We start from the raw sequence: 15,528 nt of genomic DNA, 5'->3' as shown, positions 1-15,528 counted from the left end.
TTAGTCATAAACATAACCGTTTGCCTATCCCTTATCGTAAGGGGGAAACGGTGTCCTGTCTTTCATGGGGCTCGTTCAGATTCCAGTCTCGTTTCCCGCTCCATACGTATACGCAAAAAGCGCCGCTCATTTGAGCGGCGCTTTCGTTTGTACGAAATTTGTTGGGCTTCCCGATGGGAGAGCAAGAATCGCTATTTTGTCTCTGCGCTTCCTTCAGAAGCGCCAGAAAATATTCAAAAAACTAGCCGCTGGTCGAAAAGCCATACCTCACCCAAGGTATGGGCTGAAGTATGGGCTGGTGGTTTTTTCCAAAAGCCAGAAACGACAAAGCCCTGAATAATCAGGGCTTTGTCGTATAAAGATGGCGGAGGCGATGTCCGCCAATCTATTGTCCCGTAATGTCCGTAAAAGTACAGAGCATCTAGATAATACAGGGCCTACAGCCTAGTATCCATCCATTAGCGTCCAAAGAGTTTCCGCTGAATCCCACAGCTAATGGGGGAACAAATGGGGGAACAGCTCTTGGGCTCAACAATCTCTGGTGAGTGAATATACGTGGGGAAACTAAATACAAAGCAGATCGAAAACTTGTCTGAGCCAGGCACTTACGAGGACGGCGATGGATTGCGCCTCGTGGTAAAAGCCAGCGGGAAGAAGTCTTGGGTCTTACGGTTTCAACTGGCCGGAAAGCGCCGGGAGATGGGGCTGGGTGGATTCCCCGATGTGAAGTTAAAGGATGCACGTTCTGAGGCAGTTGCTCAACGACAGCTCCTTCAAAAGAAGATAGATCCTCTCGTTGAGCGTGAGACCGCACGCTTGGCATTGGCCAAAGCAGTACTCGTCGAGCAAGCCAAAGCCATCACCTTCAAATCCATAGCCCTGGACTACATAGCGGCTCATCGCTCTGGCTGGAAAAACGCGAAGCACGCCCAGCAGTGGGAAAACACGCTAACGACCTACGCCTATCCTGTATTAGAAAATTTAAACGCCGAAGATGTGACGACTGAACACGTACTAAAAGTACTCACCCCTATATGGCAGGTCAAACCAGAAACAGCTTCCCGTGTACGTAACCGAATGGAAATGGTGCTTGATGCCGCGAAGGTGAGAGGACTGCGCGATGGAGAAAACCCAGCCAGATGGCGTGGGCACCTCGACAAACTGCTGCCTCCACGCTCCAAGGTTAAAATCGTGGTCCATCACCCAGCACTACCGTGGGTAGAGATGCCTGCGTTCATGAAAGAAATAAGTAAGCGTGACGACCTCAGCTACAAAGCCATGCAGCTGACCATCTTGACCGCGTGCAGAACAAACGAGGTTCTCGGGGCTACTTGGGATGAATTCGATCTAGAGAAGGGAGTCTGGAAAATACCGCCTCATCGGATGAAGGCGGCTAAAGAGCACCGCGTGCCTCTGAGTAAAGCCGCCTTGGACCTGCTCAATGGCTTAATCCGGCTTAGTAGTAATGCCCACGTGTTTCCGGGAGCAAGGGAAGGTAAGCCTCTGTCCAATATGTCGATGCTGATGTCGCTTCGCCGCATGAACCGCACCGATTTAACCATGCATGGTTTTCGCTCCACGTTTCGCGATTGGGCGGCGGAATCGACTCAATATCCGAGAGAGGTCTGTGAGTTGGCTTTGGCACATTCGCGGCAAGACAAGGTGGAGGCGGCCTATTTTCGCGGAGACCTGTTTGAGAAGCGTCAGGCCATGATGTCGGATTGGGCTGTATTCGTGACTCAATCTTCCGACAAGTAAATCGCTCCACGCCTCATCCTCTCCTGCATCGAAAAACGATGCAGGAGAGGATGGTTCTATTTTTTGCCCAAGAATTATTCACTAGTTTTTATGTCCCAGAGATTGAAAGCAGACTGATTAAGCAAGCCACCACATTACGTTGCTGCGAAGGACAGCACCTGACCGCCTGAGTTTCATACCATTGGCTGAGTCGAAAGCAGCCAATCCAATTCAAACGCAAAATAGCTGCATTGTTCTCAGCTTTTATCTGGCTGCAAACAGCCTTTCTCTTCAAATATTTCTACTGGTACGCTGTGCTCTTCGTAAGCGTTCGGGCAATACACGTTGCTCACCAGTTTTATATTTGATCGAGGTGATGTGCTCGCCGAATTTAAACTTACTATGCCCCGGAAGAGTCATACCGTTTGACAAACCTACGCTCGTCGACCGCGTAACCTTGCTGCTGATAAAAAGTGTGAGCCGGTATTCGGTGGTCACTGCTAGTCACCTCAGCCCGGACGCAAAGTTGCTCTGTAAAAAACGCGTCAGCAGCGGAAACTAGCATTGCCCCTACTCCTTGTCCTCGGAAGTCATCATCAATGACAAGGGAGGTAATGCGTCCGAGCCTACCCGGCTGATGAAACAGTGTTGGCGCTGATGCGATTTTGACCCAAGCCGCCGGAAGTCATTGACCCATTCGAATACTCAGCAATCATGACTTTGCGTGGGATTTCAGAGGCTGCACATGGATCAGCTAAAATCAGTAACCTGGGTCAAAATCGCATCAGCGCCAACACTTTGCACCACATGGTGGATGTCATGACGCCAAAGATTGGTACTAAGTAGCGATTGCCTGCTCGTCGTCGGTCCGGAGTTCGCCCAATACTGAGCGCACCGGACGAGGTGCACCGAGATGCAGGTAACGTAGTTCATCCATCAAGGCACTCCAAAGTGAAGGGCCGCCCTTTTCCAGCACCTCCGCGCGCAAAGACGCTTCCTTGCTCGGATGCGTATGCCGAACGCCCCAGGCAGCCATATGTGCGAGCAGAGGTACAAGCTGTATTGCCGCTTCCGTGAGGCTGTAAATTCCTTTCTGCTGATGTTTCGGATCCGGACATCGTGTCAGCAGGCCAGACGCGGTCAAGTGCTTCAGCCGACTTGCGAGGATGTTCGTGGCGATGCCTTCCTGGTTTTGCTCCAGCAGGGCTCCATAACTGCGTCTGTTCTCGAACATAACATCGCGGATAACGATAAGGCTCCAGCGGTCGCCGATCTGCTCAAGCGTCAGGTTGATCGGACAGCCCGATCGTCTTGTTTGCGGCACAGCTATTCTCCATAGATTTCCACTTGCATCATGCAAGCAGCGGGAATATTATTCAACCACTTGCACTTTGCAAGCCCTATAGAAACTCTGGCGGATCGACAGAGGAATCGAACATCCGGGCTTTCATCACGGGTCACAGCGGCAATTCGGTTCTGCGTGTGGCCGGAAAGGCGGTAACGGCGACATGGCACGATGAGCTGGCGTTTTGCTAAAGATCATTACAGTTGTACGCACCTACATACCCCACCACACACAATGGTTAGGAACACTATGAAACTCTCCTCCATCACTTCGCGTACCCTGCTCGCGGTATCGTTAGCATTCGCGGGCACCTTCGCTGCTGTAGCACCGGTCCAAGCTGCAGCGCCGATGCAGCACAAGCAGGTTCCGGGCTTCTATCGCACTATGATTGGCGACTATGAAGTTACCGCGCTCTATGACGGCGGCGGTAGTATCGACTCCAACCTCCTACACGGTGATCCCGCGCTCATTCAGTCCCTCTTGGCGCGCTCCTTCCAAAACGATCCCAAGCATGTTTCGGCAACCGTCCAAGGCTTCCTCGTCAACACTGGCTCCAAACTCGTTCTCATCGATACCGGTGCAGGCGGCCACTGGGGTCCTCCTACGTTGGGCAAGCTCGTGCAGAACTTGAAGGCCTCCGGCTACAAGCCGGAGCAGATTGACCTGGTTCTACTGACTCACCTTCACGCTGACCATGCTGGTGGTATTTACCAAAACGGGAAACGCGTCTTTCCGAACGCGACCGTGATGATGACGAAGGCCGACGCCGACTTCTGGCTGTCGAAGGAAATCATGGCCCAGGCCCCGGAAGAAGCAAAAATCTTCTTCAAGGTCGCACAGGATGGCGCCGCGCCTTATATCGCTGCGGGCAAATGGAAGCCGTACGAAGGCATGGCCGAAATAGTTCCCGGCATTGCACCGTATGCCATTCCCGGCCACACGCCCGGTCACACCGGCTACATGATTTCCTCAAAGGGTCAGTCGCTGCTCGTCTGGGGCGACGTTGCTCATGTTGGCGCCGTCCAAATGCCGCATCCGGAAATCAGCATCGCCTTCGACTCAGACAGCGCGTCGGCCATCAAAACGCGTGAAGACCTGCTGGTGAAACTCGCTGCGGACAAGACGATGATTGCCGCAGCCCACATGCCGTTCCCTGGACTGGGCCGTCTTCGCAAAGCCGACAACGGCGCGGGCTACGACTGGGTACCGGCGACTTTCCTCAACCTGGAGTGAACTGACCATGACTTACGATTCATCTTCCGTCCGTGAGCTTCGGGATGCGATGTTCGCCTTCGACTTTGCGCATCCCGTACGCACCATCGAGACGCTCCGCGTCGGCATGGAGGCAATTTCACAAGCGAACCCGCCGGCGGCCGACCTAACCGTCGAGACGATCCAACTCGGTGGCGTAGCCGCAGTGGCGATTACGGCTCCTGGCGCATCTAAGGACCGAGTCATCTACCATTTCCATGGTGGTGGCTGGGTGGCTGGCTCTCCTGCCTCGCATTTGGGCATGCTCGGAGAGCTGTCTCGAGCGGCAAAGTCCCAGGTCATCGTTCTGGACCACTCCAAGGCACCCGAGCACCCATTTCCGGCGTCCTACGACGAGTCCATCCGCGGCTACGAAGTAGTGCGTGCGCTTGGCAAGCCATTCGCCGTGACAGGTGACTCCAGTGGCGGTGGCATGGCTCTCAACGTTCTGGCCTATGCAGCCTCGAAGGGCCACAAGGACGCGCGAGCAGCGCTACTAATTAGCCCATGGGCAGACTTAACGCTGACGCTGCCCTCGTTAACGCAACTGGCTCACCGCGACCCAATGGTCAACGCGAGCGCGATGCGGGAGATGGTAGAGGCTTACGCTGGCAACCACGATTTGAAGGATCCGCGCATCTCACCCATGTTCGCCGACATGCACGGTTTTCCTCCGCTGCTCATACATGTCGGAAGCGACGAAGTACTTCTCGACGACGCGCTTGAAATTGACAGAAAGGTGCGCGCGGCCGGCGGCGAATCGCACCTTGAGGTCTGGCCGGAGATGCTGCACGTCTGGCACATTCAGACAGCCTCTTTGCCTCAGGCCCACGACGCGCTCCAGAGAGCCGGCGAGTTTCTCGTCGGGCACCTCGCTGACTAGCACGCACACTGCAAAACTGCAGACATTAGATAGGAGATTGTAATGACTACTGACACCAACCCACCGGGAACAGCATGGATGCAAATCGTCAAGAAGAAAGGAACGAGCGACTTCGCGAAGTCGTTCACTGCTGACGCCAGCCTTCAGACCTCAGCCCTAAGCAAGGCCGTGGTCGGCCCAACATCCATCGGGGCATTCTTTGCCGCGACGAGTACGATGTACGAAGACTTCGTGTTCACTGCGGAGACGGTTGACGGTGCGAAGACTTACCTTGAGTGGGATGCCATCCACGGTGGTAAGCCGGTCGCCGGCACCACCATCATCACTCGGAATGAGTCTGGCCTCGTCCACAATATCAAGCTCTTTCAAAGCCCGTTCCCCGTCGTTCGCGAGTTCTCGGCTGGCCTGAAAGAGCGACTCGAAGAAACACTCGGTCAAGACTTCTTTAGCTAAGCCGGGCCAATTCGTCGCCGCGTATTAGCTGAACAACACAACTGAGGAAACACTCATGCCAATTTTTCACGCCCACATTCCAGCTCAAAAATTCTCTAGCGAAGAGAAACGCGCGCTGGCGGATGCCTTGAATCTCGCTCTTCATGAAGCCATGGATACGCCCAAGGATGACCGTTTCGTCATCATCAGTGAGCACAAGGACGATGAGCTTTTCATCCATCCGACTTTTCCTGACATGAAGAGATCTGACAAGCGCATGGTCGTAACGGTGACGATAGGCACGAGCAGGACAGTGGAGCAGAAGCGCAAGCTCGCGGAGTTGGTCACCCGTTACGCGGTAGAAAAGGTGGGCGTCAGCCAGGACGATATCAGCCTGATCATGTATGCCGTTCCCTTGGAGAACATGAGCTTCGGCGGTGGCAAGCTGGTCTCTGACATTGACCTCTCCATGCCTTGGGTAAACAAGTAAGAAATACGAAAGCCGCCCCGTTCATTAGAAACGGCGCAGCAGAATTGACTCGAAACGAATATCTCGTTCATTTCTCAGGCGTGGGGCTCATGTGGCTCCGATCCGACACCATGTTCTGGACGGGTATCGGGATGAATGCAGCCATCACTTCGACCATGGTGTTGCGCACGCGCACCGAGCCGGAGGCACTGTAGGCGGCAGTCCTTGCGCTCGTCCCAAAAGAGGTAAGCTATGACCGATTGGCATTTCTACGAACCGGCACAGGGACATTCCCTGCGGCACGATCCGCTCAACGCCATCGTCGCTCCGCGCCCGATCGGCTGGATCAGTACGGTCTCCAACGACGGCGTACGTAACCTTGCTCCCTACAGCTTTTTTAACCTATTCAGCTACAAGCCGCCGATTATCGGCTTTTGCTCGCTTGGCGCGAAGGACTCGCTCGCCAATGCGCGTGCGACCGGCGAGTTCGTATGGAATCTGGCGACGCGAGAACTCGCCGAGGCGATGAACGCCTCTGCGGAGATGGCGCCAGCGGACGTCGATGAATTCGAGTTGGCCAAGTTGGAGACGCTGCCCTCCGCAAAAGTACGGCCATCGCGCGTTGCGGCTAGCCCGGTGCAGTTCGAGTGCGTGGTCACCCAGATCGTGCAGCTTGAGGCGCAAGGCGGTGCGGCGCTCCCGGCGTGGCTGGTGTTGGGCGAAGTAATAGCGATCCACATTGACCAGCAACTGATCAAAGACGGCGTGTATCAGACTGCGCAGGCGCGCCCGATCCTGCGCGGAGGTGGGCCGGCCGACTATTTCGAAATCGGCGCGGAGCAGCTCTTCACGCTTGAGCGACCAGGCAATTGACCTGACATCGAGTGACCGAGGCAAAAGGGTGGAAGGCATGAACTGCCGCTGCGCATAGGGTTTACGGCGCCGCCTGACCTCTTTCTACAAGGAGAACTTCCATGTTTCGACGTACCGATATCGCGTTCGAAGCCGAGGGCGGCGTCACGCTGCGCGGCTGGCTCTATATTCCCACCGGCGGCACCGCCCCCTATCCTGCCATCACCATGGCGCATGGTTATGCCGGCGTGAAGGAGCACGGCCTGGAGCCATTCGCTGAGAAATTTGCCTCCAACGGCTTTGTCGTCCTCCTGCACGATCACCGCAATTTCGGCGCCAGCGAAGGCACGCCGCGCCAGGATATCGACCCATGGTGTCAGATCGCCGATTGGCGGCGCGCGATCAGCTTCCTCGAAGACCAGGACGCCGTCGACGCGAAGCGCATCGGCTTATGGGGCACGAGCTATTCCGGCGGTCACGCACTCGTGCTTGGCGCAACCGAACGCCGCTTGCGTGCGGTCGTCGCGCAGGTGCCGACGATCAGCGGCTTCGAGCAAGGACTGCGCCGCATTCCGCCCGATGCTGTCGCCGCCATCGAGGATGCCTTCACGGCGGACGAGCGCGCGCAAGCACGCGGCGAGCCGCCGCGTAGGCAGGCAATCGTCAGCGCCGATCCGGCCGTCCCTGCTTCGTATCGCACCAAGGAAGCCATCGAGTTCTATCTGCAGCCCGTACCCGACGGCGCCTGGGAGAACAGCGTCACGGTGCGCTCGACGCGCGCTGCGCGCATGTACGAACCGGGCACGTGGATTGCGCGCGTGTCCCCCACGCCGCTGCTGATGGTCGTCGCGCTGCAGGACACGATCACGCTGACCGATCTTGAGCTGGCCGCCTACGAGCGTGCCGTTGAGCCAAAGCGCCTCGTGACGATTCCCGGCGGCCACTTCGATCCGTACATCACCAGATTCGATCAATCAAGTACCGCCGCGCTGGACTGGTTCAAGGAACACCTCTCCTAACCTCAACTTGCGACAACGCAGGAGCCCGACATGTCTCATCTCACCCATACCATCGAGAACGGCATAGCAACGATCATTCTTGATCGCTCGCCGCAAAACCGCATCGACGACCAGATGGTTGACGAACTGGCTACGGCAGTCAGCGCGATCGAACGCAGTGACGCACGCGTCGTGCTGGTGCGCGCCGAAGGCGAGAGCTTCAGCTTTGGCGGCGACATCACGTCCTGGCCCGATGACACCCCCCGCCAGTTGCGTGCACGCTTCGAGGGTTACATGGACGTCTTCAATCGCTTCGAACGTCTGCCCTTGCCTGTCATCGCCGTGGTGCAAGGCTTGTGCGCAGGCGGTGGTTTCGAACTGGCGTTGCGTGCCGATGTAATCTTTGCCGCCGAAAGCGCAACATTCTGCCATCCAGAACAGTCGCTTGCCTTAGTGACCCTGTTGGGCGGCATCTACCGCGTCGCCGAACGTGCAGGAGCGTACGAGCCATGGAATGGGCGCTGACTTCCGAGCGTGTCCCCGCCGCGACGATGGAGCGCTTCGGCGTAATCAACCGCGTCGTCGCCGATGCCGAACTGTTTGCAACGGCGCATGCGTTCGCCGCGAAGTTTGTGCATGGCCCCACACGCGCCCACGCAGCTCACAAAGCCTTGCTGCGAGCCTGGGCAAACGGCGGTATCCAGGCGGCCGACGATGTGATGTTCAACATTGCCATGCCCTTGTTCGAGACAGAAGACGTGAAGAACGGGCTTGCTTCGGCCATCAAGGCCCTGAAGGCCGGTACGCCGCGTCTGGAGCTCGAATTCAAGGGTCGTTGATTTCCGCTACGCAAACCGAGTCAAGGAACGGAACATGCAGGAATTGCTGGCGCGGGTGGTCGAGGCGCATGAGAGGATCGGTGCGCTGGAAGCGGCATGAACCGCACAGCGTCACTATCGTTACCGGGGCGCACTACGGGCGCTGAAGGCACTGGTTCATGATGTCAATCCGCGTACAGTTTCTGTGCGCATGCACATCCGAACGGGTCGCGATTGAAACGCTCCAGGGTGAAGTCGTGCAAGAGCGCAGGGATGCGCGGTTCGAGACACCGATCAATGCTGCGCAGAAGGTGATTGGCTGGGATGTGATCTTCAAGGTGGAACGAGTAAAACAGCCGTTCCTGCCCACTCGATAACTGTCCCATCATGCTGCGTGCTTCCCTGCTGGCCAATGTAGAGATTTTGCCGCAGGCCAGGCAGGGGAGTTACTTTTTCAACAGAATCGGCCGATTTCAGCCCTTCGTGACAGGCAAAAATCGGCCAAGAGCGGCCATTCCGCCTATCTAATAAACTAGGGGCGATTCAATGTATGGCAAAACTGCCGAGCGGATACAAGGCAGTCGAAGTCACTCCTGTTCAGCTCGCTCGAACTAAGTCGTTCGCGATATATGCGCCTGCAGCCGTTACCAGCGTACGGAGTCGCAGCATGACTGCCAGGCGACCTGATCTGCTTCGTCAAGGAGCTGTCCGGTTAAAAGTTGACCGCTGCATTTCTCGATAATAAGAAAATCACAGCCCCGATCGCCTCGGCAACCTAGCTTTTATATCCCGGCGGAACCGAGAAAATCTCAGCTTCAGGCGAAGCTAGGTCGGCAACACCATTCGTGTTAAGGGCCTGCGCGGCGGCCACCGTATTTAGGGACTCGCGAAGCAGCTTGATTTTGCCGTTCTCGGCGACAAGTCGTCCCGCGAACAGGTGATGGATCAGACGCCCAGTGGCCGCCGCGCGCGCGTCTGTCAAATACTCGGCATACACCTGATCCTTCGTATCAATCAGCACAGTGACGTTTTCGGGTTTGAAGCCGAAGCCGGGGTAAAGGGTGCTGCCGACAAAATCGTAAAATTTCGCGATGGCTTCCCGCCCCTGGTGACGGCTCGGGATACCGAGCGAATGCAGGAAGGGAAGTTCCAGCACTCCGTCTTCAGCGAACAGCTCGGCACATTTTTTACCATCGGGAGTTGCGGCAAGTAGATCTAACAATAGGGTCTTTGCATCGGTCATGGCCAATGTCCTCAATAACTTGACGAGCGCACGTAGGGCGGCGCTATTGGATCAGTTCGGGAAGCTATCGCCGAACATCGGGAGCCCGCTCTTTGATCCGTCGCGCGTGGCTTCGTCCTGAATTACGTCCCAATGCTCAGCGAGCTGGCCGTTTTCGATCCGCACTATGTCGACCACAATCCAGTTTACTGGCGCGCCGAATCCTGAAAAACGGCCATGAAGCACTACATAATCGCCCGACGCCACAGCCAGTGCATTTTCGTAGCGAAACTCAGCGGGCGCTGCCTTAACGAGGTCAAAAAGGCCCTCGCGACCTGGTGCGATGTAGGAACTGTGCTGAATATAGTCGGGCGACCAGAAGCGTTCTGCCGCGGAATAGTCGCGTTTGTTGAACAGTGTCTCAAACGCTTCCAGTACGAAATGCTTATTCTGCTCTTCGTGGTTCATTGCCTGTCCTTCTCTATGATTTCAATGGATGTAAAATATAAACAATCAAATAGTTTTTGCATTCTTGAGCCGAGCGCTCAGTGCGACCCGACTGAAAGGTGGTATGTCCCTTATCGCGCTACTATCTAAGGGCTACTCTGCTCGTAAGCGCGTTGGGACAATATCCCTTTAACATCTCATCCAACGGAATGTGTACGTCGCGCAGCAACTTGGGCTCGTCCCCCTTTTGGGGTAGGGCGCCCCTTAACCAAGTGACGCCCGCCACGCTCGGCGTCACGGCCCCCAGAGTGAGCTCTTCCCCGGCATTGCCTTTGCTAAACCCAAAAGGATAGCCAGGGAAGCTGGCTATGGGTTTGGGCCGCCCAGATGTAGCGGGTTTGTAACTTCCCACATTGCTGGTTGACCTCGTTTGAGATTTCTAGGCTAAGGCAACATGCGCAGTCCTTAAATAGATATAATCAGAAAACTATTTTGTCGAAAAGACAATGATGGAAAGGGTCGTACTGATGGACAAATTGCGCGCACTCAAATACTTCATCAAGGTTGCTGATACCCTAAGCTTCACCGAGGCGGGCAGAGCTTTCGATGTGCCAGCCTCCTCAATATCCCGGCGAATCGCGGAGCTTGAAAATTCTGTCGGGGCGGTGCTCCTCCATCGCACGACTCGAAGCGTCAGCCTCACCGAAGTGGGAGAAACGTATCTGGCACAGGTTCGTTCAGGGATGGCACAGCTGGCTGCCGCCGAAGAGCTTTTGAAAGATCAAGCAAGCCGGCCCAGCGGTACGCTACGCATCAGTTGTACGCCAAGCTACGGGCGGATGAAGCTGCTGCCTGTGCTTCAGGATTTCAGCGACATTTATCCAGACGTCCTCCTTGACGTGGATTTAAGTGACGAGCTACAGGATCTCGGTGGCGATAAATACGACATTGCTCTCCGAGCCGGTTCTGAACCAGAGAATCGGGTGGTAGCGCGTCGACTCGACCCGAATATCTTCATCCTCGCTGCCTCTACAACCTACTTGGCAACTCGTGGCACGCCAAGGACGGTAGAAGACTTAAAAGGCCACTCGGCACTCATGTATCGTGGCTCAAAGAGTGTCCTCAAATGGCTTGGTTTTGATGGCAAGAACTGGATAACCCCTCGGATTGTTCCAACATTCATTAGCAATGACGTAGCCTCTTTGACTGCCATGGCATGCAAGCACCGTGGGATGGTGCTGTTGCCTGAGTGGAGCTTGCGCGAATACCTGCAGCGGGGGGAATTGGTCACTGTAGACCTTAGTCAGCCGGTTGGGATCTCGCGGACCGAGGTCGGGATCTACATGCTTTACCTGCAATCCCGCTATCTGATCCCGAAAATCCGACTAGCAGTGGAGTTTATCTACCAGCGCTTGGCCCAACGAAACGATGATGGCAGCCTTAAGTGAGTGGCAGCTAAGGGTCGAATAGCGACCACCACTCGTTGTGACTGATTCACCCTTGTCCTCCCTCAACGTGGAGGACGAGCCATGAACACTATTGCTAGATACAGCCATCAGCCTTGGAACAAGGGAAAGCTTGTCGGGCAGAAAGCCCCGCTCCGAGTCAGAGATATCTGGGCTATTCGGGTAAGACTCCAGCTCGCGGAGAAGACACGTGATTTGGCGCTCTTCAACTTGGCCATCGACAGCAAGCTACGTGCTTGTGACTTAACCAAGCTGCGAGTTCGAGACATCGCCCATGGGGAGCATGTTTCGTCACGGGCCATCGTGATGCAGCAGAAAACTCAGCACCCAGTGCAATTTGAAATCACTGAGCAAACTCGAATGGTTTTGGAGGCGTGGATGCATCAGGCGCACCTCCGCAGCGAGGACTTCTTGTTTCCAACCCGATTGCACGCTTCAGACCACCTATCCACCAGGCAATACGCTCGAATAGTCAAAGCGTGGGTGACAGCTATTGGCCTGGACCCAACCATGTACGGTACTCACACACTACGGCGAACCAAAGCATCGCTGATCTATCGCAGGACGAAGAACCTGAGAGCTGTCCAGCTTCTGCTTGGGCACACGAAGCTTGAAAGCACCGTCAAATATTTGGGAATCGAGGTCGATGATGCCCTGGAAATGGCGGAACAAACGGAAGTCTGACCACCCATAGTGACGGTCGATGCTTGACCGTCGCTATCCGACCCTTTGCCGTCGGTCATGCTTCCCGGAAGCTGTCGTTCAACGCCGAGCTAACAGGCCGCAACCTATGCCGCGCAGCGGCAGTCTTCGGTTGCGGTCCGGGTTGAGGGAAGGGTTAGACCTCAGTTGGCCGCGCATGATGATTTGGACTTTGGCTTACGCCTCCGTCGCCGACGGCCAGCCGATCCGTGCCGCACTACGAAGATTGGACTGAACGACTAAGCGATGAAACGGGGCAATGAGAAAAATATAGAGACGACCTAAGCGATTGTGGCAATGAACAACGGTCGACAGAATCAAGTGACGTTTAGCTCCCGGCGACGACTGACCGGAACACAGAACAGAGAGCCTGAAGTCCAGGTGCTTGTCGTCTTCTCCAAGAACAACTTCAGTTGGACTTGTGCTGTAGATCTTAAAGATGCCGAGTCGGCCCGCTCCGCTCTCCGCATCCAGTGATGTGAGATGCTTAGCTGTCTTGAGGCCGAAACCGGCTACGAGCGCGTCTCGAACCGTCAGGAGGCTGCTGACCCAAGGCGCTTGGTGAGCGAAGATGAACCTCGCCAACAATTCGGGATTGGTTGACGCTCCGGTGGGAAGCTCGATCGAGTAAGCGTCGGCGAGATTCATCGATGCGTAGGCTTTAGCAATCGCCGACTCAGGAGGAAGCGACACAGATGTTGCGTGATGGTGTTCAGTTGACATGTATGCGGCCTATGGTTCGTTTCTGAGGTCTAACGCCGAGCTGACCGGCACGCTTGCGTGACGGCGTCGAGCGACAAGTTAAATTTGGGTCTGAACTGCATAGACGACGAATTCTTCTCCACTCAAGTCGATAGTCTTTTTCCACACGTGCTTTCGATTCTGCACTTCTGAAAACTCGCCTCGATATGCTTTCTGTGACAGTTCACTTTTTAATGCCGGAGTAAGACCTGACAAGGCATTTGGCGGCAAATTTCCAGACCAGCTCGAAACAAACCCTTTGAAGTTGCTGTAGCTGCCCTGCGCAGCATACGTTGAGCCTTTAAAAGCGACGATGTATGTGTAGAGCGGCATATTGAAATTTAACTGTACATTTCACAGGCTTGACCTGTCCATCATGCACGGACGCTGATCGGACGACAAGCCGCATGGGGCTTAGCGTGCGGGAGATCGGCCGATTTAACAGGAAACATAAAAATCCGAGAAAGACGGACACCTTTGGCGCCAGTCCATGTCGCGACGGTGTATGTGAAGATTGCATCATCAGCAACAAATCTGCAGTTGGAAGAACTCGAACGGCAGTTATCTGAGAAATTGCTAGATGGCAGCTTCTGGCTGTTTTCTGCCTGTCGCGACTGACCGAAATCGACCCAAAAACGGACGACTCTGCCTATTTTTTAAAGCTACAGCCAGAGCCGTCGATACTTACATGCTTGCCACTTTAGATTTGGCTACTCGCCCCTGGCTCCAGGCATCAGACAAGATCAATCGCAGAACGCTATCATTCAGGCGTAATCCGCTTCTATCCATTTAGCTCAGCTCTTTGGGAACCCAGTAAGAGCAGGGGCGCGAACCAGTCAACCGTAGAGCCCCCTTATATGCACTGTGCACGCTTGTTCTTTTTTGCGTTTTGCTTACTACAGTCAGTTAGCTATACGTATGCCTCGCAGGATCTAACCACGACTCAGAGAATGGCCGAACAGGGCGATGCCGATGCCCAGAACAACCTCGGTGTCAGCTATGCCGCCGGCCAAGGTGTCATGCAGGACACCCGGCAGGCGGTCTACTGGTTCCGAAAGGCCGCCGAGCAGGGTAATGCTGAGGCCCAAACACACTTAGGATACTGCTACGACCAAGGCAAAGGAGTTGAACAGGACGCCCAGCAAGCGGCTTCTTGGTTCCGCAAGGCTGCCGAACAGGGTAAGGCCGCTGCCCAGAACAACCTCGGTGTCCGCTATATCAACGGCCAAGGGGTCGTGAAGGACTACCAGCAGGCGGTTTTCTGGTTCCGTAAGGCTGCTGAACAAGGTTATGCCGCTGCCCAGGACAATCTCGGAGTTCGGTACGCCTACGGTGGAGGGGTCGTGAAGGACTACGAGCAGGCGGTTTCTTGGTTCCGTAAGGCCGCAGAGCAAGGTAATGCCGCTGCCCAAGGCGACCTCGGAGTTCGCTACGATACTGGCCAAGGGGTTGTAAGGGACACCCAGCAGGCGGTTTTCTGGTACCGCAAGGCAGCTGAGCAAGGTTATGCCTCTGCCCAGGACAACCTGGGAGCCAGCTATGCCAGCGGTCAGGGAGTCACGCAGGACTACCAGCAGGCGGTTTCCTGGTTCCGCAAGGCTGCTGAACAGGGTGATGCAACCGGCCAGTTCAACCTTGGAGCCAGCTATGCCACCGGCCGAGGGGTTGCGCAGGATGACCAGCAGGCAATTTTCTGGTTCCACAAGGCCGCAGAGCAGGGTGATGCAACTGCCCAGTTCAACCTGGGAGTCCACTATGCCACCGGCAAAGGATTGGCTCAGGATAATAACCAAGCGTATGTTTGGCTTTCTGTTGCTGCTGCCAATGGCCAGTCAAAAGCCGCAGATTATCGAAGTCATGTAGCTAAAAAACTATCCAAACCCCAACTGGTGGCAGCTCAAAAAAAAGCGGCGCAGTATTGTGAGAAATACCAATCACGTCGCTGATTTCTAGCGTGCATATTCTTTTTATATGAGGGTTGTGCTGCCGGTTGTTCAGTTCCACCACTGACCGCTTCTGGCTGTGGATTCAACCGGTGGTGGCAGGCAGAAATCGGCCCGTTCCGAATGTCCCGCTCTTGGCCGCTTTCTGCCTGTCACCACCGTCGGCTTTGGGTCCAGGCTGTGTGAAAACGCGCTGAATACGTCGAAAACTGAGAGTCGCGA

Annotated in this window: 16 protein-coding genes and 2 pseudogenes; 11 read left to right on the top strand and 7 right to left on the bottom strand. The window is 55.4% G+C overall.

Annotated features, from left to right (window positions below):
• Nucleotides 1-555: 555 nt before the first annotated feature.
• Nucleotides 556-1,758: a tyrosine-type recombinase/integrase gene (locus BK658_RS27365; RefSeq protein ID WP_123585020.1), complete on the top strand. Its 1,203-nt coding sequence runs from the start codon at nucleotides 556-558 to the stop codon at nucleotides 1,756-1,758.
• A 379-nt stretch (nucleotides 1,759-2,137) separates the two neighbouring features.
• On the opposite strand, the gene BK658_RS27360 is transcribed toward BK658_RS27365, so the two are convergent.
• Both BK658_RS27360 and BK658_RS27355 read right to left on the bottom strand, forming a co-directional pair.
• Nucleotides 2,138-2,383, bottom strand: a complete 246-nt coding sequence (locus BK658_RS27360; RefSeq protein WP_123585019.1) for a GNAT family N-acetyltransferase — start codon at nucleotides 2,381-2,383, stop codon at nucleotides 2,138-2,140.
• A gap of 192 nt (nucleotides 2,384-2,575) precedes the next feature.
• Nucleotides 2,576-3,061 (bottom strand): winged helix-turn-helix transcriptional regulator, encoded by a 486-nt coding sequence (locus BK658_RS27355; protein ID WP_185019910.1) that lies wholly within the window; start codon nucleotides 3,059-3,061, stop codon nucleotides 2,576-2,578.
• Between the two features lie 270 nt (nucleotides 3,062-3,331).
• Between BK658_RS27355 and BK658_RS27350 the strand changes: the two genes are divergently transcribed.
• The 7 genes and pseudogenes from BK658_RS27350 to BK658_RS30490 all read left to right on the top strand — a co-directional run bounded on the left by BK658_RS27350 (nucleotide 3,332) and on the right by BK658_RS30490 (nucleotide 8,806).
• A complete protein-coding gene (locus BK658_RS27350; protein ID WP_123585018.1) occupies nucleotides 3,332-4,315 on the top strand; it encodes an MBL fold metallo-hydrolase in 984 nt (327 codons plus the stop codon).
• Nucleotides 4,316-4,322: 7 nt separating this feature from the next.
• Entirely contained in the window at nucleotides 4,323-5,216 is an 894-nt protein-coding gene (locus tag BK658_RS27345; RefSeq protein WP_123585017.1) for an alpha/beta hydrolase, read from the top strand.
• A gap of 42 nt (nucleotides 5,217-5,258) precedes the next feature.
• Nucleotides 5,259-5,669, top strand: coding sequence for a hypothetical protein (locus BK658_RS27340; protein ID WP_123585016.1), 411 nt, complete (start codon nucleotides 5,259-5,261; stop codon nucleotides 5,667-5,669).
• 55 nt (nucleotides 5,670-5,724) lie between these two features.
• Complete coding sequence (locus tag BK658_RS27335; RefSeq protein WP_123585015.1) at nucleotides 5,725-6,138, top strand: tautomerase family protein; 414 nt, start codon at nucleotides 5,725-5,727, stop codon at nucleotides 6,136-6,138.
• Between the two features lie 231 nt (nucleotides 6,139-6,369).
• Nucleotides 6,370-6,990 carry a flavin reductase family protein gene (locus BK658_RS27330; protein WP_123585014.1) on the top strand — a complete coding sequence of 207 codons (621 nt, stop codon included), beginning with the start codon at nucleotides 6,370-6,372 and terminating at the stop codon, nucleotides 6,988-6,990.
• A 101-nt stretch (nucleotides 6,991-7,091) separates the two neighbouring features.
• Nucleotides 7,092-7,988 (top strand): alpha/beta hydrolase, encoded by an 897-nt coding sequence (locus BK658_RS27325; protein ID WP_123585013.1) that lies wholly within the window; start codon nucleotides 7,092-7,094, stop codon nucleotides 7,986-7,988.
• Between the two features lie 30 nt (nucleotides 7,989-8,018).
• Nucleotides 8,019-8,806: pseudogene (locus BK658_RS30490) on the top strand (enoyl-CoA hydratase/isomerase family protein).
• A 230-nt stretch (nucleotides 8,807-9,036) separates the two neighbouring features.
• Here the strand turns inward: BK658_RS30490 and BK658_RS30485 are convergent.
• From BK658_RS30485 to BK658_RS27305, 3 genes and pseudogenes are all read right to left on the bottom strand, one after another.
• Nucleotides 9,037-9,174, bottom strand: a pseudogene (locus BK658_RS30485) (IS5/IS1182 family transposase); the annotation flags it as partial.
• Nucleotides 9,175-9,560: 386 nt separating this feature from the next.
• Complete coding sequence (locus BK658_RS27310) at nucleotides 9,561-10,028, bottom strand: nuclear transport factor 2 family protein (protein WP_076027884.1); 468 nt, start codon at nucleotides 10,026-10,028, stop codon at nucleotides 9,561-9,563.
• Between the two features lie 51 nt (nucleotides 10,029-10,079).
• Entirely contained in the window at nucleotides 10,080-10,475 is a 396-nt protein-coding gene (locus BK658_RS27305; RefSeq protein WP_123585011.1) for a nuclear transport factor 2 family protein, read from the bottom strand.
• A gap of 506 nt (nucleotides 10,476-10,981) precedes the next feature.
• Here BK658_RS27305 and BK658_RS27300 point away from each other — a divergent pair.
• Both BK658_RS27300 and BK658_RS27295 read left to right on the top strand, forming a co-directional pair.
• Nucleotides 10,982-11,902, top strand: coding sequence for a LysR family transcriptional regulator (locus BK658_RS27300; RefSeq protein ID WP_185019909.1), 921 nt, complete (start codon nucleotides 10,982-10,984; stop codon nucleotides 11,900-11,902).
• 81 nt (nucleotides 11,903-11,983) lie between these two features.
• Entirely contained in the window at nucleotides 11,984-12,604 is a 621-nt protein-coding gene (locus BK658_RS27295; RefSeq protein ID WP_123585009.1) for a tyrosine-type recombinase/integrase, read from the top strand.
• 195 nt (nucleotides 12,605-12,799) lie between these two features.
• Here the strand turns inward: BK658_RS27295 and BK658_RS27290 are convergent, their stop codons facing one another.
• A complete protein-coding gene (locus BK658_RS27290) occupies nucleotides 12,800-13,345 on the bottom strand; it encodes a DUF2867 domain-containing protein (protein WP_123585008.1) in 546 nt (181 codons plus the stop codon).
• A gap of 78 nt (nucleotides 13,346-13,423) precedes the next feature.
• A complete protein-coding gene (locus BK658_RS27285; protein ID WP_123585007.1) occupies nucleotides 13,424-13,696 on the bottom strand; it encodes a hypothetical protein in 273 nt (90 codons plus the stop codon).
• A gap of 617 nt (nucleotides 13,697-14,313) precedes the next feature.
• Here BK658_RS27285 and BK658_RS27280 point away from each other — a divergent pair.
• Nucleotides 14,314-15,309, top strand: coding sequence for an SEL1-like repeat protein (locus BK658_RS27280; protein WP_259740154.1), 996 nt, complete (start codon nucleotides 14,314-14,316; stop codon nucleotides 15,307-15,309).
• The last annotated feature ends 219 nt before the right edge of the window (nucleotides 15,310-15,528 follow it).

Origin of the sequence: Pseudomonas brassicacearum (assembly GCF_003732175.1) — a bacterium.
GTDB lineage: Bacteria > Pseudomonadota > Gammaproteobacteria > Pseudomonadales > Pseudomonadaceae > Aquipseudomonas > Aquipseudomonas brassicacearum_G.
Note: the sequence above shows the minus strand (reverse complement) of the source record. Positions and strands in the feature narration are given on the sequence as shown.